The organism is Kribbella albertanoniae (assembly GCF_004348455.1).
GTDB classification, from domain to species: domain Bacteria; phylum Actinomycetota; class Actinomycetes; order Propionibacteriales; family Kribbellaceae; genus Kribbella; species Kribbella albertanoniae.
In genome coordinates this window covers 1-22,130 of the sequence record NZ_SMKA01000147.1, presented here as the reverse complement: position 1 = coordinate 22,130, position 22,130 = coordinate 1, and the positions used below count along the sequence as shown (strand labels likewise).

Annotated in this window: 20 protein-coding genes; 11 read left to right on the top strand and 9 right to left on the bottom strand. The window is 68.3% G+C overall.

All coding sequences use genetic code 11. The annotated features are described in order from the left end of the window. Together E1261_RS26880 and E1261_RS26875 are read right to left on the bottom strand one after the other, a co-directional pair. Positions 1–497, bottom strand: a 497-nt coding sequence (locus E1261_RS26880; protein ID WP_132411235.1) for a TetR/AcrR family transcriptional regulator, incomplete at its 3' end; no start/stop codon positions are given. Positions 498–591: 94 nt separating this feature from the next. Next, a complete protein-coding gene (locus E1261_RS26875; RefSeq protein WP_132411233.1) occupies positions 592–2,193 on the bottom strand; it encodes a peptidoglycan-binding protein in 1,602 nt (533 codons plus the stop codon). Between the two features lie 222 nt (positions 2,194–2,415). Here E1261_RS26875 and E1261_RS26870 point away from each other — a divergent pair, with 222 nt between their 5' ends. The 4 genes from E1261_RS26870 to E1261_RS47045 are packed head-to-tail and all read left to right on the top strand — an operon-like array spanning position 2,416 to position 7,106. After that, a complete protein-coding gene (locus E1261_RS26870) occupies positions 2,416–3,840 on the top strand; it encodes an MFS transporter (protein WP_132411231.1) in 1,425 nt (474 codons plus the stop codon). A 16-nt stretch (positions 3,841–3,856) separates the two neighbouring features. Next, a complete protein-coding gene (locus E1261_RS26865) occupies positions 3,857–4,186 on the top strand; it encodes an MmcQ/YjbR family DNA-binding protein (protein WP_132411229.1) in 330 nt (109 codons plus the stop codon). A gap of 47 nt (positions 4,187–4,233) precedes the next feature. After that, positions 4,234–5,919, top strand: a complete 1,686-nt coding sequence (locus E1261_RS26860; RefSeq protein WP_238176442.1) for a DUF885 domain-containing protein — start codon at positions 4,234–4,236, stop codon at positions 5,917–5,919. Continuing rightward, positions 5,916–7,106: a Maf family nucleotide pyrophosphatase gene (locus tag E1261_RS47045; protein WP_132411227.1), complete on the top strand. Its 1,191-nt coding sequence runs from the start codon at positions 5,916–5,918 to the stop codon at positions 7,104–7,106. Before E1261_RS26860 ends, E1261_RS47045 begins: the two co-directional genes overlap by 4 nt. Positions 7,107–7,230: 124 nt before the next feature. On the opposite strand, the gene E1261_RS26850 is transcribed toward E1261_RS47045, so the two are convergent. From E1261_RS26850 to E1261_RS26840, 3 genes are all read right to left on the bottom strand, one after another. Then, positions 7,231–7,425: an acyl-CoA carboxylase subunit epsilon gene (locus E1261_RS26850; protein ID WP_132411225.1), complete on the bottom strand. Its 195-nt coding sequence runs from the start codon at positions 7,423–7,425 to the stop codon at positions 7,231–7,233. A 13-nt stretch (positions 7,426–7,438) separates the two neighbouring features. After that, positions 7,439–9,016, bottom strand: a complete 1,578-nt coding sequence (locus E1261_RS26845) for an acyl-CoA carboxylase subunit beta (RefSeq protein WP_132411224.1) — start codon at positions 9,014–9,016, stop codon at positions 7,439–7,441. 170 nt (positions 9,017–9,186) lie between these two features. Then, complete coding sequence (locus E1261_RS26840) at positions 9,187–9,657, bottom strand: SCP2 sterol-binding domain-containing protein (RefSeq protein ID WP_132411223.1); 471 nt, start codon at positions 9,655–9,657, stop codon at positions 9,187–9,189. 65 nt (positions 9,658–9,722) lie between these two features. Here E1261_RS26840 and E1261_RS26835 point away from each other — a divergent pair, with 65 nt between their 5' ends. The 3 genes from E1261_RS26835 to E1261_RS26825 all read left to right on the top strand — a co-directional run bounded on the left by E1261_RS26835 (position 9,723) and on the right by E1261_RS26825 (position 13,877). After that, positions 9,723–10,349, top strand: coding sequence for a TetR/AcrR family transcriptional regulator (locus E1261_RS26835; RefSeq protein WP_132411221.1), 627 nt, complete (start codon positions 9,723–9,725; stop codon positions 10,347–10,349). A 100-nt stretch (positions 10,350–10,449) separates the two neighbouring features. Further along, positions 10,450–13,077, top strand: coding sequence for a phosphoenolpyruvate carboxylase (locus E1261_RS26830; RefSeq protein ID WP_132411219.1), 2,628 nt, complete (start codon positions 10,450–10,452; stop codon positions 13,075–13,077). Continuing rightward, complete coding sequence (locus tag E1261_RS26825; protein WP_132411217.1) at positions 13,077–13,877, top strand: biotin--[acetyl-CoA-carboxylase] ligase; 801 nt, start codon at positions 13,077–13,079, stop codon at positions 13,875–13,877. Before E1261_RS26830 ends, E1261_RS26825 begins: the two co-directional genes overlap by 1 nt. On the opposite strand, the gene E1261_RS47155 is transcribed toward E1261_RS26825, so the two are convergent. Both E1261_RS47155 and E1261_RS26820 read right to left on the bottom strand, forming a co-directional pair. After that, the gene (locus E1261_RS47155) at positions 13,867–13,974 is read right to left on the bottom strand and encodes an MFS transporter small subunit (protein ID WP_420814029.1); all 108 of its coding nucleotides are present in this window, start codon (positions 13,972–13,974) and stop codon (positions 13,867–13,869) included. The genes E1261_RS26825 and E1261_RS47155 overlap by 11 nt on opposite strands. After that, the gene (locus E1261_RS26820; RefSeq protein WP_202875046.1) at positions 13,971–15,365 is read right to left on the bottom strand and encodes an OFA family MFS transporter; all 1,395 of its coding nucleotides are present in this window, start codon (positions 15,363–15,365) and stop codon (positions 13,971–13,973) included. Before E1261_RS26820 ends, E1261_RS47155 begins: the two co-directional genes overlap by 4 nt. 162 nt (positions 15,366–15,527) lie before the next feature. Here E1261_RS26820 and E1261_RS26815 point away from each other — a divergent pair, with 162 nt between their 5' ends. Further along, positions 15,528–16,118 (top strand): PH domain-containing protein, encoded by a 591-nt coding sequence (locus E1261_RS26815; RefSeq protein WP_132411215.1) that lies wholly within the window; start codon positions 15,528–15,530, stop codon positions 16,116–16,118. Positions 16,119–16,121: 3 nt separating this feature from the next. Here E1261_RS26815 and E1261_RS26810 read toward each other — a convergent pair whose 3' ends face one another. Together E1261_RS26810 and E1261_RS26805 are read right to left on the bottom strand one after the other, a co-directional pair. Then, complete coding sequence (locus E1261_RS26810) at positions 16,122–18,143, bottom strand: endo-beta-N-acetylglucosaminidase (RefSeq protein WP_132411213.1); 2,022 nt, start codon at positions 18,141–18,143, stop codon at positions 16,122–16,124. 122 nt (positions 18,144–18,265) lie between these two features. Further along, a complete protein-coding gene (locus E1261_RS26805; RefSeq protein WP_132411211.1) occupies positions 18,266–18,823 on the bottom strand; it encodes a GtrA family protein in 558 nt (185 codons plus the stop codon). Between the two features lie 142 nt (positions 18,824–18,965). On the opposite strand from E1261_RS26805, the gene E1261_RS26800 reads away from it, so the two are divergent. The 3 genes from E1261_RS26800 (at position 18,966) to E1261_RS26790 (ending at position 21,943) form a co-directional block, all read left to right on the top strand. Next, a complete protein-coding gene (locus E1261_RS26800) occupies positions 18,966–20,138 on the top strand; it encodes a 5-(carboxyamino)imidazole ribonucleotide synthase (RefSeq protein WP_132411209.1) in 1,173 nt (390 codons plus the stop codon). A gap of 9 nt (positions 20,139–20,147) precedes the next feature. Next, entirely contained in the window at positions 20,148–20,648 is a 501-nt protein-coding gene (purE, locus tag E1261_RS26795) for a 5-(carboxyamino)imidazole ribonucleotide mutase (RefSeq protein ID WP_132411207.1), read from the top strand. 74 nt (positions 20,649–20,722) lie between these two features. After that, positions 20,723–21,943: an MFS transporter gene (locus E1261_RS26790; RefSeq protein WP_132411205.1), complete on the top strand. Its 1,221-nt coding sequence runs from the start codon at positions 20,723–20,725 to the stop codon at positions 21,941–21,943. Positions 21,944–22,130: the final 187 nt, after the last annotated feature.

The following is a 22,130-nucleotide window of genomic DNA, read 5'->3' as shown; positions in this document are numbered from 1 at the left end:
GGGTGGGGGTTGGGGCCCAGGACCTGCATGGCGGAGAGGACGGTGATGAGCATGCCGGTGCTGAGGAACTCTCGGGCTTCGCGCGGGGTGGCGCCGGTGAGGTCGCAGATGAGGTTGTAGATGCTGCCGAAGCCTTCGCGGACGCAGTCGCCGATTTCGGGGTCGGCGCTGGCGGAGAAGCCTTGGAGGAGGACGAGGAGGAGTTCGCGTTCCTCGGACAGTTTGTCGTAGCTGCGGGCGAGGCTGCGGAGGTCGGGGGACTCAGCGGCGGCGTCCCGGAAGACCTGTTCGATCCGGGTGCAGACCCAGCGGACGGAGGCCAGGAAGAGTTGCTGTTTGGTGCCGAACAACCGGATGACGTACGGCTGGGAGACGCCGGCGAGGCGGGCGATCTCGTCGGTCTTGGTGCCTTGGTAGCCCGAGGCGGCGAACGCCAGGACGGCGGCCTGCAGCACCTCCTCGCCGCGCTCGGCCGCGGTCAGCCGTACTCTCGTCATCCGGTCCTCCGTCACAACGTGCGATGTCACCGCGTGCGATGTCACCGCCTGCGATCACCTACTCGTGATGTTATCAGTCAATGCATACAACGCCTCAGCGGCGCCGATCCAGGTACTGCGCCTGGTAGAGCGACGGCGGGACCAGGCCCGGACGGTTCGCGCCCTCGATGTAGCCGGCGGGCTGGGTGAACGGGCCGTCGCCGGTGATCACGCCGTGGCAGCCGATCGCGTAGTTCTGGGCGGTCGGTGGCTTCTGTACGACGAGTTTGGCGGTACCGGTGTCGCAGTTCCAGCCGACCGAGTGGGAGGTCGCCCAGCCGTGGCCGGTGCCGTAGTCGCCGCGGTTGTAGATGCCGAGAACGAGGTCGACCTTCGGAGCGATGTCGCGGTGGTTGTCCCAGAGCAGGCCCTGGCTCCACCGCCGATGGCCCTCACTCGAGGCGAGCGCGCCCTCCGACGTACCGCGCAGGAAGACGATGCCCGAGGCGCTGCTGGCGCCGTTCGAGATGAACGCGTGCCGGGCCTTGCTGGCATAGCAGTCCACGAACAGCACCTGCTGTGAGAACGACTCGCAGTTGAAGTTGTAGCGCAGTCCGCCGGTGATGACGGAGGCCGGATCCAGCGCGCGGCAGTTCCGGACCGTGACCCGCGTGGCCTCGGTCGTCTCGACGCCGGCCTTCGCGAAGTGCAGGAAGGTGCTGTCGCGCACCCACGCATCTTCGACCTGGCGAACCTTCACGCCGACCCAGGCATGCGCCTCGTCAACATCCGGGTCGCCCGCGAACTGGATGTCGATCCGCAGACTCTCCACGCCGACGCCGGTCACCAGGCCAGCGCGGTCCCAGACGTACAGATAGGACTGCGAGCGGGTGCGCCGCAGGTGCTCGAAGATCGGTACGTCGACCGTCACCGTGTTGCCGCGGATCGAGCGGATGAAGCGGTTGTACGTGATCGGTTGGCTGTCGACCGCCCAGCCGGCGTCCTTCGCCGTACCGCCGTAGTCGACCGAGGCGAGCCAGGCCTCGGTGCACGGGTGGATCAGGACGATGTTGTCGCCACGCTTCAATCCACTGGCATCGGCGACGTCGAAGGACCGCGACCCGACCTGCACCCAGTCGCTGGTGATGTCGGTCCGGGTGCCGGTGACCTGGCCGCGCCAGCCGGTGCTGACAGACCCGCCCAGTACGACGACATCGCGCGCCACCGGGGTGTTGCCGGTCGCCTGGATCACGGTGTTCTTCGCCGGATCCGCACCGTCACCGGACCCACGCAGTACGACGCCAGAGCGGTTCACCCGCAGTGTGCCGGCGACCGGGTAGTTGCCCGGGGCAAGTAGTAGCGCGCCGCGGAAGCCGTTGCGGTCCGGGGTGCGCAGGCCGACCTCGTCGATCGCGGCCTGCAGGTGCGCGGTGTTGTCGCCCTCGATCGGTTGCACGGTCTTGACCGTGCGGACGTGCGGGATCGGGCTGTCGCCGTTCTTGTAGCCCGCGTGGCTGAAGTCCGGGATCCGGTTGCCCTCGGCGTCGGCGGTGTAGACCAGCCGGTACTTCGAGTCGTACCGGACCCGCTCGGACTGCCAGAGCCGGCCCGTGGGTAAGGCGGCTGCCTGCCCCAGCCCGAGGGAGCCCAGTGTGGCCGCGCCGACCGCTGCTCCTCCGGCTCCGAGCACACTGCGGCGACTGAAGAGGTTCGTCATCGAGCACCTATCTCTTGGCGGAATCGGAACTGCCTGATGGCGGAATCAGGTGGCCCATCATGCGGCCGTGCCAGCAGCTTGGCAAGCGCTTACCAGAGCACTCAGAACAAATTCCCGCCAGGCGGAACTCGAAGCCGAATCGCACCAGGTTGACAAGTTATCAGTCGATGCATACTTTGGGACGAGGCTTGTTATCAGTGAATAACAACTAGGAGCTGACAGATGACGTCGACCGCTCTCGACGGGCCGCCGCCGGGCGCCGCGGTGCCCGGCCGGAGTCGCGGGATGGCCGCGGTGCTGGCTGCCGTCGGAATCCCGACCTTCATGGTCACGCTGGACAACCTGGTCGTGACGAACGCGCTGCCGGTGATCAAGACCGAGCTCGGCGCCTCCCTGTCCGACCTGCAGTGGTTCATCAACGCGTACACGCTGGCCTTCGCAGCCCTCCTGCTGACCGCGGCAGCGCTCGGCGACCGAATCGGTCGGCGCCGGATGTTCGTGGCCGGCATCGCGCTCTTCACGCTGGCCTCGGCCGCGTGTGCGTTCGCGACCGAGCCGTGGATGCTGATCGCGGCCCGCGGGATCCAGGGTGTGGGCGGTGCCGCGGTGATGCCGTTGGCGCTGACCCTGCTCGCCGGTGCGGTGTCCGACAAGCAACGGAGTGCGGCGATCGGGATCTGGGGTGGCATCTCCGGGCTCGGAGTGGCGCTGGGCCCGGTTGTCGGTGGGGCCGTGGTCGAAGGACTCAACTGGCAGTGGATCTTCTGGCTGAACGTGCCGGTCGGCGTCCTCGCCGTCGTGCTGGTCGCCCGAGTGCTGCCCGAGTCACTGGGAGCCAAGCAGCGGCTGGATCTGCTGGGGCTGCTGCTCGCAAGCGTCGGGGTGCTGTCGGTCGTGTGGGGTGTGGTGAACGGCGCCGACGACGGCTGGACGTCCGGTGGCGTGCTGGGAGCGCTGATCGCCGGAGTGCTCCTGCTGGTCGTCTTCGTGGCGTGGGAGCGGCGGACGCTCGCGCCGATGCTGCCGATGCGGCTCTACAAGGTGCGTTCGTTCGGTGTGGTGAACGCGGTGTCGTTCACCTTCTCGCTCGGCGCCTTCGGGTCGGTCTTCCTGCTCGCGCAGTTCTTCCAGGTCGTGCAGGGTTACAGTCCGCTCGAATCCGGCGTCCGCACGATGCCGTGGACGATGGCGCCGATGGTGGTCGCTCCGATCGCCGGGCTGATCGTCGACCGGGTCGGGCCTCGGGTGCTGATCGGCAGCGGTCAGGCGCTGCTGGCCGTCGGCCTGGGCTGGATGGCGGCCGTCACCTCGGCTGACGTCACGTACGGCGCGTACGTCGTCCCGTTCGTGCTGGCCGGGATCGGGATGGGGCTCACGTTCGCTCCGTCGGCGAGTGTGGTGATGAGTGGAATGGCCGAGGTGGATCGCGGCGTGGCCTCCGGCACGAACGCCACCATCCGCGAGATCGGCGTGGCCATGGGCGTCGCCGTACTGGCGTCTGTCTTTGCCTCCGCCGGTTCGTACGAGACCCCCGACCGGTACGTCGACGGCCTGGTGCCCGCGGTCTGGACGGGAGCCGCCGTGGTCGCGGTCGGCGCGGTTGTCAGCCTGCTATTACCCGGTCGTCGCAAGGTTGTCGGCGGCTGACTCTAAGGTTGTCGGCGTGCTGGACGCTGACGACGTACGACGGATTGTGTTGTCCCTGCCGGAGACCCGCGAGAAGCAGCGGTGGGGGCATCCGACGTTCGATGTGGCCGGGCGGATGTTCGTGACGGTGCCGGACGACCAGACGTCGTTCGCGGTGCGGTGCCCGCAGTTGGAGCGGGACGAGCTGATCCTGGCCGAGCCGGACAAGTTCTGGGTGCCTCGGCACGAGGCGGGGTCGAGCTGGGTCCGGGCCCGGCTGGCCGCGCTCGAGGACGAGGGGGAGCTGCGGGACATCCTGCTGGATTCCTGGCGCCAGGTGGCGCCTCCGGAACTCGATCCGGACTAAGCGAAAACGGCAGGATCGCAGTCCCTGCCCGAGGTAGGGTCGGGCGTGTGACTGATGCGACCGACAGCCCGATCGACAAGCTCTCCGAGAGCTACCTCGAGGAATTCATCGCCCTCAATCCGACCGAGGCGACGTTCATGGGCATCGAGGGCCACGACCACGAGCTGCCGGACTACACACCGGCCGGGTACGACGCCGTACTCGAGCTGACCCGGCGGACGCTGGCGCAGGCGGCCGCGATCGAGCCGGCCAGTCCGCGCGAAGAGGTGGCCAAGGACGCGTTCGTCGAGCGGCTCGGCCTCGAGCGGGAGACGTACGAGGCCGGCGTACCGCAGCATCAGTTGAACGCGATCTCGTCGGCCCCGGCGAACCTGCGGCAGGTCTTCGACCTGATGCCGACCGGGGGTGACGACGACTGGGAGCGGATCGCGATCCGGCTCAACCTCGTCGGTACGGCGCTCGACGGGTACCGCGAGACGGTCCTCGACCAGGCTGCCCAGGGCAGGGTCTCGGCGCAGCGGCAGGTGCGGGACCTGGCCGGCAAGATCGCCACCTGGACCGACCCGGCCGGTGACGACTACTTCGGCGGGCTCGCGCGGCAGGCCCCGGAGAGCGCGATCAAGCCCAGTGTGACGGCCGCCGCGGAGTCGGCGCGCAAGGCGTTCGCGGAGTTCGGGTCCTGGCTGACCGCCGAGGTGGCGCCGCGGGCGCCGGAGCGGGACGCGTGCGGTCGCGAGGTCTACCAGCTCGCCTCGCGGAACTTCCTCGGCGCGACCATCGATCTCGACGAGACCTACGCCTGGGGCTGGCAGGAGCTGGCCCGCATCGAGGGCGAGATGGAGAAGATCGCCGCCACCCTGAACGGTGGCGACCGCAACATCCAGGCCGCGGCCGCACTGCTCGACGCCGACCCGGCGCGCAAGATCCACGGCAAGGAAGCATTCCGGGACTGGATGCAGCAGCTGTCCGACCACGCCGTCGCCGAGCTGGCCGGTAAGCACTTCGACGTACCGGAGTCGATCCGCACTCTGGAGTGCATGATCGCGCCGACCTCGGACGGGGCGATTTACTACACCCCGCCGAGCGAGGACCTGACCACGCGCCCGGGCCGCATGTGGTGGGCGGTGCCGAACGGTGTCGAGGACTTCGCCACCTGGCGTGAGGTCACGACCGTCTACCACGAGGGTGTGCCGGGGCATCACCTGCAGTGCGCGCAGACGATGCTGCGCGCGGACCTGCTGAATCGCTGGCAGCGGATCGCCTGCTGGGTCTCGGGTCACGGCGAGGGCTGGGCCCTGTACGCCGAGCGTTTGATGGAGGAGCTCGGTTACCTGGAGGACCCGGGTGCCCGCTTCGGCATGCTGGACGCGCAGGGCTTCCGGGCCGCGCGGGTGATCGTTGACATCGGCATGCATCTCGAGCTGGAGGTCCCCAAGGACAACCCGTTCGGCTGGCGGCCGGGTGAGCGCTGGAACGCGGAGCTCGGGTTCGAGTTCCTGCGCGGACACAGTGGTCTGGAGACCGAGTTCCTGAAGGCCGAGCTGAACCGGTACCTCGGATGGCCGGGGCAGGCGCCGTCGTACAAGGTGGGTGAGCGGTTCTGGCTGCAGGCGCGCGAGGAGGCCAAGCAGCGCAAGGGATCCGCGTTCGACCTGCGGCAGTTCCACTCGGACGCGCTCAATCTCGGGTCGATCGGTCTCGACCCGCTGCGCCGCGCGCTGGCCAAGCTGTGAGGTTCGTCCTCGCGTCGCAGTCGCCGGCGCGCCTCCAGACCTTGCGGAGCGCCGGAGTCGAGCCGGAGGTGATCGTCTCCGGGGTCGACGAGGACAACGTCACCGCGGAGAGCCCGGGCGAGCTTGCGCGTCTGCTCGCGACGCTGAAGGCACGAGCCGTGGTGGCCGAGCTGGACGATCACGCGACCGTGCTCGGCTGCGACTCGGTGCTGGAGATCGACGGGGTGGCTTACGGCAAGCCCGGTACGCCGGAGATCGCGCGCGAGCGGCTCCGGGCGATGCGCGGGAAGTCCGGCGTACTGCACACCGGGCACTGCCTCTTCGACACCAACACCAAGCAGGAGCTGCGCGAACTGGCCTCGACGACGGTCTACTTCGCCGACATGACCGACGACGAGATCGACGCGTACGTCGGCACCGGCGAACCGCTCGTCGTCGCGGGCTCGTTCACCGTCGACGGCATCGGTGGGCCGTTCGTCACGGGCATCGAGGGCGACTACCACAACGTCGTCGGCCTCTCGCTGCCGCTGGTGCGGACCATGCTCGCCCAGGTCGGCATCGCCTGGCCGTCATTGTGGACACCGGTTGTGAAGCGCCCTGACTACAACGAGTCTGAGGCGGCCCGGTACGACGACAGTCGTGGTGGCGTGGAGCGTGCGCAAGCTGCTGCCCGGGCGGTCGGTGAGCTGCTGCCCGCGGGTTCGCAGCGCGTGCTGGAGCTGGCCGTCGGCACCGGTATTGTCGGCGCCGAGCTCGTTGCTCTAGGCAACCTCGTGCACGGGTTCGACCTCTCCACGGCAATGCTGCAGCACGCCAAGGTTCGCCTGCCCGGCCACGTCGCGGCCGCCGACGCAACCCGGCTCCCGGTCGCAGACCGCCGTACCGATGCTGTGGTCGCGATCTGGCTCCTGCACCTGCTCGACGACAGCACCCCGATCCTCGCCGAGGTCGCCCGCATCCTCCGCCCCGGCGGCGTCTTCCTCACCACCACCGAGAAGAACGAAGCCACCCGCTACGCCGAAGGCCGCGACCCCAACACCACCCGCGCCCAGGACTCACTCACCCGCCTGGTAGCCGAAGCCGCCACCCACGGCCTGGCCCTGGACGGCGCAACCACCTTCCCCGGCCCGCGCCGTACGACAGGCAATGCCCCGATCTACCCCCTCATCCGTTTCCGCCGCATCTAGCCCCCGCCATCTTGTGGGTTAACCCATCAGCTTGTGGGTTATGGACCCGCATGCGGGTGGAGAACCCACAAGCTCGTGGGGGAACCCATCAGATGGCGTCGGGGCATGGGGCGTTCCGCCGCTGTTAGGGGTGGGCGCTGGCGCGCCATTGGCCGGGGCCGGGGTGGAAAGGCTGGCGGGCGTTGCGCCAGTACGTCGCCCAGTTGCCGGCGCGCTCGGTGTTGGCGGGCTCGGGGGTGGTGGGGCGCGCGGCTAGGACAGCCACCAGGGCGGCCAGTTCCTCGGGGGTTGGGTCGCCCTTCAGGATCTGCAGGTTCATCAGGGGTCTCCGATCAGAGCGGGATGTTGCCGTGCTTCTTGGGCGGGAGGGTGTCGCGTTTGGTGCGGAGCAGGCGGAGGCCGCGGACGATCTCGGCGCGGGTCTCGCTCGGCTTGACGACCGCGTCGATGTAGCCGCGCTCGGCTGCGACGTACGGGTTGGCGAGCTGGTCCTCGTACTCGGTGATGAGCTCCTGGCGGCGGGCCTCGGGGTCCTCGGCGCCGGCGAGTTCGCGGCGGTAGAGGATGCCGACCGCGCCCTGGGCGCCCATGACGGCGATCTGGGCGGTCGGCCAGGCGAGGTTGATATCGGCGCCGAGGTGCTTGGAACCCATCACGTCGTACGCGCCGCCGTAGGCCTTGCGGGTGATCACGGTGATCATCGGGACGGTCGCCTCGGCGTACGCGTAGATCAGCTTGGCGCCGCGCCGGATGATGCCGTTCCACTCCTGGTCGGTGCCGGGCAGGAAGCCCGGTACGTCGACGAAGGTCAGGATCGGCAGGTTGAACGCGTCGCAGGTGCGGACGAAGCGGGCGGCCTTCTCGGAGGCGTCGATGTCGAGAGTGCCGGCGAACTGCATCGGCTGGTTCGCGACCACGCCGACCGGGCGGCCCTCGACCCGGCCGAAGCCGACGATGATGTTCGGCGCGAACAGCGTCTGCACCTCGAGAAAGTCGCCGTCGTCGACGACCGACTCGATCACCGTGTGCATGTCGTACGGCTGGTTCGGCGAGTCCGGGATCAGGGTGTCGAGCGCCAGATCGATCTCGTTGGGTTCGAGGTCGGCCGGGGCGTCGTACACCGGCGGGTCCTCGAGGTTGTTCTGCGGGAGGTGCGCGACGAGCGACTTGACCCACTCGATCGCGTCCTCCTCGTCGCTGCCGAGGTAGTGCGCGTTACCGGACTTGGTGTTGTGCGTCCGGGCGCCGCCGAGCTCCTCCTGGGTGACGTCCTCGCCGGTGACGGTCTTGATCACGTCCGGACCGGTGATGAACATGTACGACGACTCGTCCACCATGACGGTGAAGTCGGTGACCGCGGGGGAGTACACCGCGCCGCCCGCACACGGGCCCATGATCAGGGAGATCTGCGGGATCACGCCCGAGGCCCGGACGTTGCGGCGGAAGATCTCGCCGTACAGGCCGAGGCTGACGACACCCTCCTGGATCCGCGCGCCGCCGGAGTCGTTGATGCCGATCAGCGGGCAGCCGATCTTCATCGCCAGGTCCATCACCTTGACGATCTTCTCGCCGAAGACCTCACCGAGGCTGCCGCCGAAGACCGTGAAGTCCTGGGCGAACACGCAGACCTGACGGCCGTCGATGGTGCCGTAACCGGTCACCACGCCATCGCCGTACGGGCGGTTGGCCTCGAGTCCGAAGCTGGTCGAGCGGTGCCGGGCGAACTCGTCCAGCTCGGCGAACGACCCCTCGTCCAGCAGCAGCGCGATCCGCTCCCGGGCGGTCTTCTTGCCCCGGGCGTGCTGCTTCTCCACCGCGCGCTCCGATCCGGCGTGCACCGCGTCGTCGAGCCGCTGCTCGAGGTCCGCGATCTTGCCGGCGGTGGTGTGGATGTTCACCGTCTCTCCCATGACAGGGCAGCCTACGCGTCAGTAGGCCCCGCTGCCTGTGACATCGGCCGCAGCGCGCTCCGCGTAACGTCCGAAAAACCGGAGGAGGGCCCTCCGATCCTTCGGACGTCAGCAATCATGCGGAGCCAACGTCCGAAAAACCGGAGGAGGGCCCTCCGATGCTTCGGACGTTAGAGGGGGCCTACGGCGAAGATTTTGGTGAGGCGGGCGGCCAGGGCGAGGTCGCCTCGGACGGAGAGGCGCTGTTTGAGTACGGCGTTCACGGGGTCCTCGTTGCCGGTGACGACCCGGAGGAGGGTGGCGGGGTCGGTGCGGATGGAGATGTCGGCGTGGGGGGCGCTGTCGATGACTTCGCACTGGCCGTCGCTGACGCGGATCCAGAAGGCGTTGCAGTCCTCGGGACCGCCGGCCCCGGTGATGTGCCAGGCGACGACGGCGTCGAACCCGGCGGCACGGGCAGGCCGGAGGTACTCCGGCATCCGCCGAAAGATCTCGCGCAACGCGATCTCTCGTACTCCCCCGATGAGTCGATGCCGAAGCTCCCGCTCCGATGTCCGGTCCACCAGCCGGGCCAGCTCACTCGCGTCAAGACCCGCGAGCCCGGCTGAATCCAGCCAGCCGGCACTCCCTCGATCGGTCATCGACCACCCCCGTGGCAGTTCCTACCGGACCGTAGGAATTTCCCCTGATCTGATAGCTTTGTCAAGTGGTCGAGCCCTCCGACAAACGCCGGCGGGCGGCACATCTCGGGCCGGAGCGACGACGGCCGATGTTGCTGGACGCGGCTCTCAAGGTTTTCTCCGACAAGGGCTTCGCCGGGACGACGATGCAGTCGGTGGCGGAAGCGGCCGGTGTGACCAAACCGGTGGTCTACGACTCCTTCGCGAATCGCGACGAGCTGCTGCTCGCCCTGCTGGCCCGCGAGGAGCAGCACCTGGTGATCTCGATCGTGGCCGCGCTGCCGGCCGACCCGACCGTCGGCACTCCCGAGGAGCATGTGCTCGACGGCCTGACCGCCTTCCTCACAACGGCCGCGGAGAACCCGCAGTCCTGGCGGATCGTCTTCGGAGCCCAGTACGGCGCCGCGCCCGTGGTGGCCGATCGCGTCCGCGCTGCTCGTGCATTCCTGGTCGAGGGTCTCCGGCTGACCCTCCTGAAATCCCTGCCCGGTGTCACCGACCCCGACGCCAACCTCGCCGTACTCGCCGAGTTGCTCGCGAGCATGACCGAAGCGTCCGCCCGGATGCTCGTTGTCGACGGCACCGACCGCACCCCGGCCGAGCTGGCGAAGGTCGTCTCCCAGGTCGTCGGTGGCGGTTTCGGCAACGTCTAAGTGACGTACTGTCAAGTAGCGTGAAATACGGTCACGATAGGCATCCAGTTGGCGGACTTGGCAGGGCGTGAGCTGGGTGCGCCCGCTAGGGTGGGCGAACGTGACCGAGACCGGTAGTGAGACCCGTACCCGCGCGCGGTTCGAGGTGCCCGAAGAGCTTCGGGCCGACGTTCGTCTGCTGGGTGAGATCCTCGGCAAAGTGCTCGTCGAGTACGCCGGTCAGCCGCTGCTCAACGACGTCGAGCGGCTGCGTGAGCTCACCATCGCGGGCGACGGTCTGGCGGCCGAGCAGCTGGTCGCGTCCTGGCCGCACGAGCGGGCCGAGGACGTCGCCCGCGCGTTCAGCTGCTACTTCCACCTGACGAACCTGAGCGAGGAGCTGCACCGCGCCCGGGTGCTCCGCGAGCGCGACCGCGACGACAACGCGCTGGTCACCTCGGAGCTGGCCCAGGCGGTCGAGCAGATCTCCCGCGACAGCGGTGAGCAGCAGGCGCGTGCGCTGCTGACCGGGCTGGAGTTCCGCCCGGTGCTGACGGCACACCCGACCGAGGCGCGTCGACGCGCCATCCTGGCGACGATCAGGCGGATCTCCGGGCTGCTCGAGGAGCGGCACGACCCGCGGGCCGGCGACAGCGAGCTGGCCGAGAACCGGCGCCGCCTGGTCGAGCAGGTCGACATCCTCTGGCGGACCGCGCAGCTCCGGGAGAGCCGTCCGTCGCCGCTGGACGAGGTGCGCTCGGCGATGGCCGTGTTCGAGGAGACGCTCTTCGACGTGGTCGGCAATGTCTACCGGCGGCTGGATGACGCGCTGGCCGGTGAGGGTGCCGGGCTGCGGCAGCCCGTGGTCGCGCCGTTCGTCCGCCTCGGTTCGTGGATCGGAGGCGACCGTGACGGCAACCCGAACGTCACCGCCGCGATCACGCGCGAGGCCATGCAGATCCAGGCCGACCACGTGCTCCGGGCGCTTGAGCGGGCGACCGACCAGCTCGGCCGGGCCCTGACACTGGACGCGGCGACCACTCCGCCGTCCGCACCGGTACGGCGGATCCTCGAGGACGCGCGGGCGGTCAACCCCGAGCTGATCGGGGACATCGAGACCAGGTCGCCGTCCGAGCCGCACCGGCAGCTCCTGCTGTTGGCGGCCCGCCGCCTGGCCGCTACGCGCTCCCGCGACGCCGACTTCGGCTACCCGCGGGCTGCTGACTTCCTGCACGAGCTCAAGGTGCTGCAGGACTCGCTGGTGAGCGCAGGCGCACCCCGCCAGGCGTACGGCGATCTCCAGCACCTCATGTGGCAGGTGAACTCGTTCGGCTTCCACCTGGCCGAGCTGGAGGTCCGTCAGCACTCCTCCGTGCACGCGAAGGCGCTCGAAGAGGTGCTCGGCGGCGGTGAGCTGTCCGACCAGACCGAAGAGGTCCTCGCGACCCTGCGCGTCATCGGGCAGATCCAGCAGCGCTTCGGCCCCGAGGCCTGTCGCCGGTACGTCGTTTCGTTCACCCGGAACGCCGGTGACCTGGCAGCTGTCTACGAGCTGGCCGACGCGGCTCTCGACGGCCGTCCGATCGAGCTGGACGTCGTACCGCTGTTCGAGACCGGTGAGGACCTGCAGAACTCGGTAGAGGTCCTCGACAACGCCATCCAGCTCACCCGCGTCCGGCACCGCCTCACGGCGAACGACCGCCGTTTCGAGGTCATGCTCGGGTACTCCGACTCCGCCAAGGACGTCGGCCCGGTGTCGGCCACACTCGCCCTGTACGACGCTCAGGCGCGGATCACCGCGTGGGCCCAGCGCAATGCGATCCGGCTGACCCTGTTCCACGGCCGCGGCGGTGCACTCGGTCGCGGTGGCGGCCCTGCGAACCGTGCGGTGCTGGCCCAGGCCCCAGGCTCGGTGGCTGGTCGCTTCAAGCTGACGGAGCAGGGTGAGGCCATTCCGGCTCGCTATGGCAACGCACCGATCGCGCAGCGGCACATCGAGCAGGTGACTGCAGCAACGCTGCTGGCGTCCACTCCGGCGATCGAGGAGCGCGCGGTCGTGGCCGCGGAGCGTTTCGCCGTGATGGAGAAGACGCTCGACGAGGCGGCGCGTACGGCGTACCACCGGCTCGTGAAGGCGGATGGGTTCGCGGAGTGGTTCGGCCGGGTGACTCCGCTGGAGGAGCTCGGTCAGCTGCCGCTCGGGTCGCGACCGGCCCGTCGTGGTGTCGCAGTCTCGTCACTTGAGGACCTGCGGGCGATCCCGTGGGTGTTCGCCTGGTCGCAGGCTCGCGTGAACGCACCCGGCTGGTACGGCCTCGGCTCGGCGCTGGCCGCAGTCGACGATGTCGCCGTACTGCAGGACGCGAACCAGAACTGGCCGCTCTTCCAGGTGATGCTGGAGAACGCCGAGATGTCGCTGGCGAAGACCGACCGCCGCATCCTCGGCCGCTACCTGGAGCTGGGCGACCGATCCGACCTGACCCAGCTGATGCTTGACGAGCACGCGCTGACCACCGAGTGGGTGCTCAAGGTGCTCAAGCAGGAGCGACTGCTCGCCGGGCGACGCGTGCTGGGCCGTGCGGTCGAGCTGCGGAACCCGTACGTCGACGCCCTCAGCTACCTGCAGTTGCGCGCACTGCGGACGCTGCGCACCGATGACTCGCTCACCGAGGCGCAGATCGTGCGGACCCGGCGGCTGCTGTTGCTGACCGTCTCGGGCGTTGCTGCCGGTCTGCAGAACACCGGCTGATGTTCGACGACCTGGAACGGCCGCCGCTCGACGCACGCTATCTGAGTGGGCGGCTGGTGCGCCCCGGCTCGCTGTGGACGCAGATCGACGTACTGGCCGACACACCGTCGACCAACGCAGACGTGGCCAAGGCTGCGGCTGAGGGCGCTGCTGAAGGCCTTGTGGTGCTGACTGAGTACCAGTCTGCTGGCAGGGGTCGGCTCGGGCGCACCTGGACGACGCCACCGCGTTCTGCGCTGTTGATGTCGGCCCTGCTGCGTCCCACTGCAGTGGACCCGGCGCACTGGCCGTGGCTCGGTTTGCTGGTGCCGTTGGCAGTGGCTGCGGCAGTGCGGCGGGTGGCGGAGATTCCCGCGCAGGTGAAGTGGCCGAACGACGTACTGGTCGAGGACCGGAAGCTGGCCGGCATTCTGCTCGAGCGGATCGAGGGGCCGGCAGTCGTGGTTGGCATGGGGATCAACGTGACGCTGCGCGAGTCGGAGAAGCCGCATCCCGCGGCGACCTCGCTGGCGCTGGAGAACGCGGCCACCACTGACCGCGTGACCGTGGCAGCCGCAGTACTGCGTGAGCTCGAGGCCCGCTACCGGGACTGGCTGGATGACCCCCGTGCGCTCCTACCCGAGTACAGGGAGCTGTCCGCGACGCTGGGCCGACCAGTCCGCGTGGAGCTACCGGACGGCACCTTCCTGGAAGGCACCGCCCGCGACTTGGCCGACGACGGCCGGCTGATCGTCGACACCCCCGACGGCGAGCGAACACTCGCCGCCGGGGACGTCACACACCTGCGGACTAGTTCGTAAAGAGCTTGGCTGCGGTGATCAGGGTCTGGATGATGCCGTAGCCGAGCATGATGGCGACGAGCAGCCAGGAGATCACCAAGCGCTGGGTCTGGTTCATTTCGCTGCCTCCACGCTCGATGCGGACTTCTCGTGGAACTTCGCTGCCACCGGCCGGACCAGCAGGTTGGCGATGAAACCGATCGCCAGTACGCCGACCATCGTGAACAGCGCCGGCCGGTAGGCCTCGGCCGTCAGCGTGCCCGGCTTGCCCTCACGGTCGAGGAAGCCGTTCACGATGAGCGGACCGGCGACGCCGGCCACCGACCAGGCAGTGAGCAGCCGGCCGTGGATCGCGCCGACCTGGTAGGTGCCGAAGAGATCCCGCAGGTACGCCGGGATGGTGGCGAACCCGCCGCCGTAGAACGACAGGATGACGGCCGCCAGCAGTACGAAGATCGCGGTGCTGTTGTGGCCGACGGTCGCCAGCAGGAAGTACGCGACGATGCCGACGCCGAGGTAGACGGCGTAGATCGGCTTGCGGCCGATGACGTCCGACGTGGACGACCAGACGAACCGCCCGGCCATGTTGAAGATCGACAGCAGCCCGACGAAACCGGCGGCGGCCGCGACGGCGACCGTGGACTTGCCGTCGCCACCCCGGAAGAAGTCCTGGATCATCGGGCTGGCCTGCTCGAGGATCCCGATCCCGGCGGTCACGTTACAGAGCAGCACGACCCACAGGCACCAGAACTGCGGCGTCTTGATCGCATTCGCGGCCGACACCGAAGAAGTGGTGACGAGTGCCTTCTGCTTGACCGTCGACGGGTCGAACCCGGCCGGCTTCCAGCCCTCGGCCGGGACCCGGATGTTGAAGACCCCGAACATCATGATCACGAAGTAGCCGAGGCCGAGTGTCAGGAACAGGGCGACCAGGGCGCCGCCGTCGGCGAGCGACTTGCTGTCGTTCGGGTTGTACCCCGAGTCGTACAGGCTGAGCAGCTGGCGTGACAGCGGGCTGGCGAACAGCGCGCCACCGCCGAAGCCCATGATGGCCAGGCCGGTGGCCAGACCCGGCCGGTCCGGGAACCACTTGATCAGCGTCGACACCGGGGAGATGTAGCCGATTCCCAGTCCGATGCCGCCGATCACGCCGTACCCGAGGTAGAGCAGCCAGAGCTGGCCGGTTCCGATGCCCAGGGCACCGACCAGGAAGCCGGTCGCCCAGAAACAGGCCGACACGAACATGGCCTTCCGCGGACCACTGCGTTCGACCCAGGTGCCGCCGATCGCGGCGGACAGGCCCAGCATCACGATCGCGATGCTGAACACGACGCCGACCGAGGTCAGGCTGGTGTCGAAATGCTTCACCAGCGACGTCTTGTAGACGCTGGTGGCGTACGCCTGGCCGATACACAGGTGCACGGCGAGCGCGGCCGGTGGGATCAGCCACCGGCTGTATCCCGGGGGCGCGACCGTGTGCTCCCGGTCGAGGACCGACAAGATGCCCATCACGGCTCCTTCTTCGAAACTGCCTTTGTTAGTTCAAACGTGTGTATCCCCCGCGCATCTTCGCCGACGTGTATGCAATTTGTGAAGAGTTGTATTACCTTCTCTGCGCGATCGTGCCGAGCCGACGGGACAACCGGCCCTGCGAACTGTGAGACTGGCCCCATGGCGATCTCGGCGAAATTGTTGGGTGAGGACGAGTACGTCGTCGTCAGCACCCGGACGCACTGGAAGGCACTGATCTTCCCGGTGTTCCTGCTGCTGGTGGTGGCCGGTGGCGGCGGCTTCCTGGCAGCGATCGTGCCGGCCGGGAGTATGCAGACCCCGGGCCGGATCGCGATCCTGGCGGTCGGCGTGGTGCTGCTGGTGGCGTTCGCGGCCAAGCCGTTCCTGAACTGGTTCTTCTCCACCTACACGCTGACGAACCGCCGCCTCATCACCCGGCACGGCATCCTCACCCGCACCGGCCGCGACATCCCGCTGATGCGGATCAACGACGTCTCCTACGAGCACCACCTGATGGACCGCATCCTCGGCTGCGGCACGCTCCACATCGAGTCGGCCGGTGAGCGCGGTCAGGTGGTGCTGCCCGACGTACCGCACGTCGAGCATGTCCACCTGCAGATGTCCGATCTGCTCTTCGGTGGCCCCGAGGGCAAACCCGGCGACGGAATTCTCGACGACGAGCAGCCCCCGGAGCACCAGCGCCGCAAGCAGCAGCCGGACGACGGCGAGACCCTGTTCAAATCAGACTGACGGTCAAATCAGACTGACGGTGGCGTCCGGTCCGCGGTTGGAGGTCGCCGCAATCGGTACGACGGCGAACGTGCGGCCGCGGGACAGATCGACGGCCTCCGCGAAGAACACGTCCCGGCTCACCCGCCCGAGCCAGTAGGGCCCGGATCCGGTCTGCTGGAGGACGTCGTACGCGACGGCGTCTTCTTGCAGTGACCAGCTGAAGCTGAGATTCCGAGCACCTTCGTCGCGGACCGCGAAGTCGCGGACCTTCCGCGGCCGTTCCCGCAGATCGCGGGCGTCGGCAAGAACGATCTTGCCGAGGTGTCCGGAACCCTCGCTCCACAAGGAGATTCGGGCGATCCGGTCTGCCCGCGGCCCGAGCGATCCGAGGTGTTCGGTCCACCCCTCGCGCTGCCCGACCGGTAGCAGTCGGGACCACGAGATCTTGTCCGGCGCGCTGCGCCACGTCACGCCGATCCGCAGCCTGGACAGACCGGACGCCATCACCTGTACGGCGGTCGCTCCGTGCTGCGTGAGGTCGGTCTTGAACAGGTGGATCGCGCCACTCCCGGCTACGGCCAGGCTGTGCGCGCCCTCGTACGCCGCACTTTCGTCGAGGCTGACCGTCAGTCCGTTGGTCCAGTACTGCCAGGTCAGCGCCCGATCCGCACAGCCCTGGTTGTCCCAGCCGGTGTCCCGAATCTGCTTGCCGGCCAGGAAGAACCTGCTGCCGACCCCGATCTGGAAGCTGGTCGCGATCGGCAGAGCGCCGTACGGGGATCGTTCGACGATCGCGTGCGCGACGCCGTCCCAGCGCTTGTAGTTGAGCACGTCGGTCCGGTACGGCGGTGTGCGTTCCTCGAGTCGCCCGGATGTCGTGGGGTTGCCGGTCGGCCCGGACCAGAAGCGCTGCTCGAGATCGCGGTACGTCGCTCGGCCGGCCGGGGTCGCGGTGAGGCCCTGACCGGCGGCGGTCGCCCAGATCTGGTTCTCCACGAACAGCGCCCAGGAGGTCGGGGGAGGGGTGAGATCGGTGAACATCTCGCGCGGGTTGAAGCCGCCCATCTGATGCTCGGCACCGGCGAACACGACCTTGTGCGGCTCGAAGCCCGCCGCGGTTGCGGTGGTCGCACTACCTGTCAGGGCAGGGTCCACCCGCGGCCAGTCGTAGTTGAGGAAGATCGAGTCGACACCACCGCTCAACCAGCCGACGTTCTGCGCGTTGAGCTCGTTCTGGTAGTCGAGGGTGCCGTCGGGCAGCACGGCGTCGTAGTACTGGAGGTAGAAGTCCGGATCGGTCTTCTTGACGTAGAGGAACAGTTTGCGCAGCTTATCCGCCTGCGCGGCGGTGATGGTTGCTTCCTGGTTGATGAACAGGCCGTCGAAGCCGAAGTACCGCCGCAGTTCGATCAGTTTGTCGGCGACCGGGAAGGAGCCGTCGGGGCGCTGTTCGAGGAACGCGTCGAAGTTCGCCTGTGTGCGCGGCCAGAACCAGCCGCCGATCGCGCGGGCGCCGTTCTTGTGCGCGGCCTCGGTCCAGCCCGGGTTCGGGAGGTCGACGACGCCGTAGTACCGGCCGGGTGCGCTCGGATCCTTGACGACCTCGTCCGGTACCGACGGCAGCACTTGCCCGTGCCAGGTGCCCCAGATGTCGATGTACGGCCAGAACCGATGCGTGTAGACGTGCTCCTCGAGACCGATCGGCTGGTTGCGGCCCTCGTAGATCGAGCCCGCATCGTCATGGCTCAGCATCGACAGCTGTACGGCGGGATCCAGGTCCGGGTGCGCCTGCGTCGGCGCGAAGGGTGCGATCCGCTGCGCGCGCGGGATCAGGCAGCGCAGGTGCCGGGCCCAGGGATGCGTCGCCGGGTCGAAATCCAGCAGATCCGGCGCGTTCCACCCGTACGTCGATGGGCCCGGCGGAATGCCGCCGCTACCAGGTTTCGGCGCGGCCGCTGCTTGGGCCGGACCGGCGTGCCCCAGCGCGGCCGCCAGACCGGCTCCGGCCACCGTGATGAACGTCCTTCGTGACAGATCGGTCATGCCCCACCTCTCGCCTCACGTGTGCTGGACCGGAATAGATATACCGGTTTAGTTGGCTCACGAAAAGGGCCCGGCACCTGCCACGTCCACGCAGCGCCGGGCCCGAGGGGGGACCGCTGGGGTCAGCGGACGGCCGGTAACTCCCCGGTGTCCGGATCCAGCTTCTTGGTCGGATCCGCGTGCTCCGGATGCTCGATCTCGTCGAGCAGGATCTCTTCCTTGAAGACGAACTTGCGGTACGACCAGAACCGGAAGAGCGTGCCGAGCCCCAGGCCGACGAAGTTCGCGGCGATGTTGTCGGACAGCCAGGTGTGCAGGTCGAGCACGTAGCGCGAGAAGGCCAGGCAGCCGGCCGCGATCAGCAGACCGACGCCGTTCAGCACGAAGAACAGCACGTACTCACGGTGCAGACCGCTGCGCTCGCGGTGCCGCCACGTCCAGTACCGGTTGCCGAAGTACGTCGCGAGCGTGGCGACCGTGGTGGAGATCAGCTTCGCGGTCAGCGGCTTGTGGTGCAGCATGCCCACGCCGGAATCCGCCAGCACCAGCGGGTTGGCGAAGACCAGCCAGTTGTAGATCGGCAGGTCGACGACCAGACCGAGCAGACCGACCAGACCGAACTTGGCCACTTCGTGCACCAGGTGCTCGACCTGGCGGTACAACTTGGTGACGAGCTTCAACGGTCTCCGGCACTTTCTGTGATCAAGCCGCAACGGCGGGGTGGCTGTCCCACGGTACCCGGCGACCGGTCCCGCTCCGAAATCGCCAGCGCGCCCTTGGCCGCCGTACAGGCGTTGATCGGTGGAGATTAGGCTCAGCTTCGTGAAGTTTTCCCGAGATGAGCTGCCGGTCGGCACTCCCGTGGTGGGCATGGTCGGCGGCGGGCAGCTGGCCCGGATGACGCAGGAGACCGCGATCGCGCTCGGTGTTCAGCTCCGCGTGCTGGCCGAGGGCCCGGGCGTGTCAGCGGCACAGGCGGTGGCTGACGCGCCTGTGGGCGACTACAAGGACCCCGAGACGGTACGGCGGTTCGCGGCGGAATGCGACGTGGTCACCTTCGATCACGAGCACGTGCCGACCGATTTGCTCCGCGCGCTCGAGGCCGAGAACGTAAAGGTTTTCCCGGGACCGGATGCGCTCGTCCACGCGCAGGACAAAGCGGTCATGCGGAGCCGGCTGGACAGCTTCGACGCGCCGTCGCCGGCTCATCAGGTGGTCTCGTCCGCGGCCGACGTCGCGGACTTCGCCAAGCGGGTCGGTGGGTTCCCGATCATCCTGAAGACCACGCGCGGTGGGTACGACGGCAAGGGCGTGTGGTTCATCGACGGGCCGGAGGATGACGCGATCGCGGTTGCCTTCGGTAGCGGCGTACCGATCCTGGCCGAGGAGAAGGTCGACTTCGTCCGCGAACTGTCCGCGATCGTTGCCCGCTCGCCGCACGGGCAGGCGGTCGCGTACCCGATCGTCGAATCCGTGCAGCAGGACGGGATCTGTGTCGAGGTCACCGCACCTGCTCCTGGGCTCGCGCCCGAGCGGGCTGCGCAGGCCCAGCAGACCGCGCTCCGGATCGCCGGTGAGCTTGGGGTGGTCGGGATTCTCGCGGTCGAGATGTTCGAGGCGCGGGACGGTCGGCTGCTGGTCAACGAGCTGGCGATGCGTCCGCACAACACCGGCCACTGGTCGATCGACGGCGCGGTCACCTCGCAGTTCGAGAACCACCTGCGCGCGGTCCTCGATCTGCCACTTGGGTCGCCTGCTGCGCGAGCGCCGTACACGGTGATGGTGAATGTGCTCGGCGGTGATGTCGAGGACATGCATCGCGGGTTGCTGCACTGTATGGCGCGCGATCCGGGGCTGAAGGTCCACTTCTACGGGAAGTCCGTGAAGCCGGGTCGCAAGGTCGGCCACGTCACGGCGTACGGGTCCTCGTTGGAGGAGACGCGCGAACGGGCGCGGCATGCGGCGGCTTATCTGACCGGCACGATCGACGAATAGGGGCTGTTGATGATTGGGATCGTGATGGGGTCGGACTCGGACTGGCCGACGATGAAGGCGGCGGCCGAGGTGTGTGTCGAGTTCGACGTGCCCTTTGAGGCAGACGTCATCTCCGCGCATCGGATGCCGACCGAGATGATCGATTACGGACGGTCAGCACACGAGCGTGGTCTCAAGGTGCTGATCGCCGGGGCCGGCGGGGCCGCGCACCTGCCGGGCATGCTGGCTTCGGTGACGCCGTTGCCGGTGATCGGCGTACCGGTGCCGTTGAAGTACCTCGACGGGATGGACTCGCTGCTGTCGATCGTGCAGATGCCGGCCGGGATTCCGGTCGCCACCGTGTCGATCGGGAACGCGAAGAACGCCGGGCTGCTCGCGGTCCGGATCCTGGCCGCCTCGGACGACAAGCTGCGGGACAAGGTGATCGCGTACCAGGAGTCGCTCGCCGAGCTTGCGCGGAGCAAGGGTGCTACGGTGCGTGACGGGGCGACAGACCTGCGTAAATCCTGACCTCAGCCGGTTTTTCACCGACTTCGTGGGGTAGTCGTCAGATCCCACCCATTTGTCGTCTAAGGTCGTCGATCGTGACTCCGCCCGCTGATTCGGACACACAGCGCATCCCGGTCCGGTACTGGATCTGGCTGTTCGGTGCTGCCGTGTCCCTCCTCGGCGACCTGACGATTACGTTTGCGATCGGCTGGTCAGCCAGTAAGCACGGCGGCAGTGTGGCCGGTTTGATCCTGCTGCTTGCCGCTGCCCCGCGTGCTGCGCTGCTGCTGGTGGGCGGCGCGGTCGGTGACCGCTTCGGCGCACCCCGCGTGCTCCTGCTCAGCTGTACGGCGATGTTCCTCGTCACCGGCGCGTTGGTCCCAGCGACCCTCGCCGCTGGTGAGCCGATCTGGCTGCTGGTCTGCCTGGCGCTCGTCGTCGGCGTGATCGACGCGTTCTTCCTGCCGTCCTCGCGGGCGATGCCGCGGTTGCTGGTGCCGCCGCAGCAGGTCCCGCGGGCGCTGGCCAGCTTTCAGGTGACCGGCGTTGTGTTCGCCGTCACCGGTACGGCGGTCGGTGGCATCCTCGTCACGTGGTCCGGGCTGACCGCGGCCGCCGCCTTCGACGCCATCACCTTCGCGATCATGATCGTCGTACTGCTGGTGCTGCGGACATCAACCGCCGCCGCTCCGCCGCCGAGCCAGGCGGGCATCTTCAAGTCGATCGGCGAAGGCCTCCGAATCGCCTTCGGTAAACCACTGACCCGTGCCTTGCTGATCACCATGACGCTCGCGGCCGGCCTGCTGATGCCGATGGACTCACTGGTCCTCCCGCTGCTCGCCCGCCACCACGAGTGGGACGCCAAAACCGCCGGCCTGGTCATCGCCACCCGCAGCCTCGGCGTCGGCGTCGTCTCGGTCCGCATCCTCGTCCGCGGTGCCTTCCAGCGTCCCGGCATAGTCGCCATGCTCGGCCTCTTCGGCGCGGCCATCGGCTACGTCGGTCTCTCGATCGTCGACTCGATCCCCCTCACCATCGCCGCCGCCATCATCAGCGGGATCGGCGTAGGCGCCTTCACCGGCCACGTCCTCCCGCTCCTGATGAACTCGGTGGACCGCGGCTACCAGTCCCGCCTGCAGTCCGTGATCGTCCTCTGCCAAAGCCTCGCCCTGGTAGTCATGAACCCCCTCCTGGGCTGGATCTCCGACCAGTCCGTAGGCATCACCGGCGTCTGCCTAGGCATCGGCGTCGCAGTAGCCCTCATAGGCACGGTCGCCCTAACCCGCCAAGTAATCCGAACCGCCACCGTCTCCTAAGGGCGTCCCCTCCACCCGGCCCTTTCCCATCTGCTGGGTTCACCCATCCGCTGGTGGGTTCTGTACTCGCATGCGGGTGGGGAACCCACAACCTGATGGGGGAACCCACGAGCTGCACCGGGCCCGGAGGCGGCCCAGCCACCACCGAGCTCTTTCCCGCGCGGCCCGCCGCGGCCCCGCCCCGGCC

Excerpts from the sequence above, each read along its gene's own strand:
- E1261_RS26825 (WP_132411217.1), top strand. The coding sequence starts at position 13,077 with ATGTTCGACGACCTGGAACGGCCGCCGCTCGACGCACGCTATCTGAGT.
- E1261_RS26840 (WP_132411223.1), bottom strand. The coding sequence starts at position 9,657 with ATGACCGATCGAGGGAGTGCCGGCTGGCTGGATTCAGCCGGGCTCGCG.
- E1261_RS26875 (WP_132411233.1), bottom strand. The coding sequence starts at position 2,193 with ATGACGAACCTCTTCAGTCGCCGCAGTGTGCTCGGAGCCGGAGGAGCA.
- E1261_RS26820 (WP_202875046.1), bottom strand. The coding sequence starts at position 15,365 with ATGGGCATCTTGTCGGTCCTCGACCGGGAGCACACGGTCGCGCCCCCG.
- E1261_RS47155 (WP_420814029.1), bottom strand. The coding sequence starts at position 13,974 with ATGAACCAGACCCAGCGCTTGGTGATCTCCTGGCTGCTCGTCGCCATC.
- E1261_RS26810 (WP_132411213.1), bottom strand. The coding sequence starts at position 18,143 with ATGACCGATCTGTCACGAAGGACGTTCATCACGGTGGCCGGAGCCGGT.
- E1261_RS26815 (WP_132411215.1), top strand. The coding sequence starts at position 15,528 with ATGGCGATCTCGGCGAAATTGTTGGGTGAGGACGAGTACGTCGTCGTC.
- purE (WP_132411207.1), top strand. The coding sequence starts at position 20,148 with ATGATTGGGATCGTGATGGGGTCGGACTCGGACTGGCCGACGATGAAG.
- E1261_RS26850 (WP_132411225.1), bottom strand. The coding sequence starts at position 7,425 with ATGAACCTGCAGATCCTGAAGGGCGACCCAACCCCCGAGGAACTGGCC.
- E1261_RS26845 (WP_132411224.1), bottom strand. The coding sequence starts at position 9,016 with ATGGGAGAGACGGTGAACATCCACACCACCGCCGGCAAGATCGCGGAC.
- E1261_RS26870 (WP_132411231.1), top strand. The coding sequence starts at position 2,416 with ATGACGTCGACCGCTCTCGACGGGCCGCCGCCGGGCGCCGCGGTGCCC.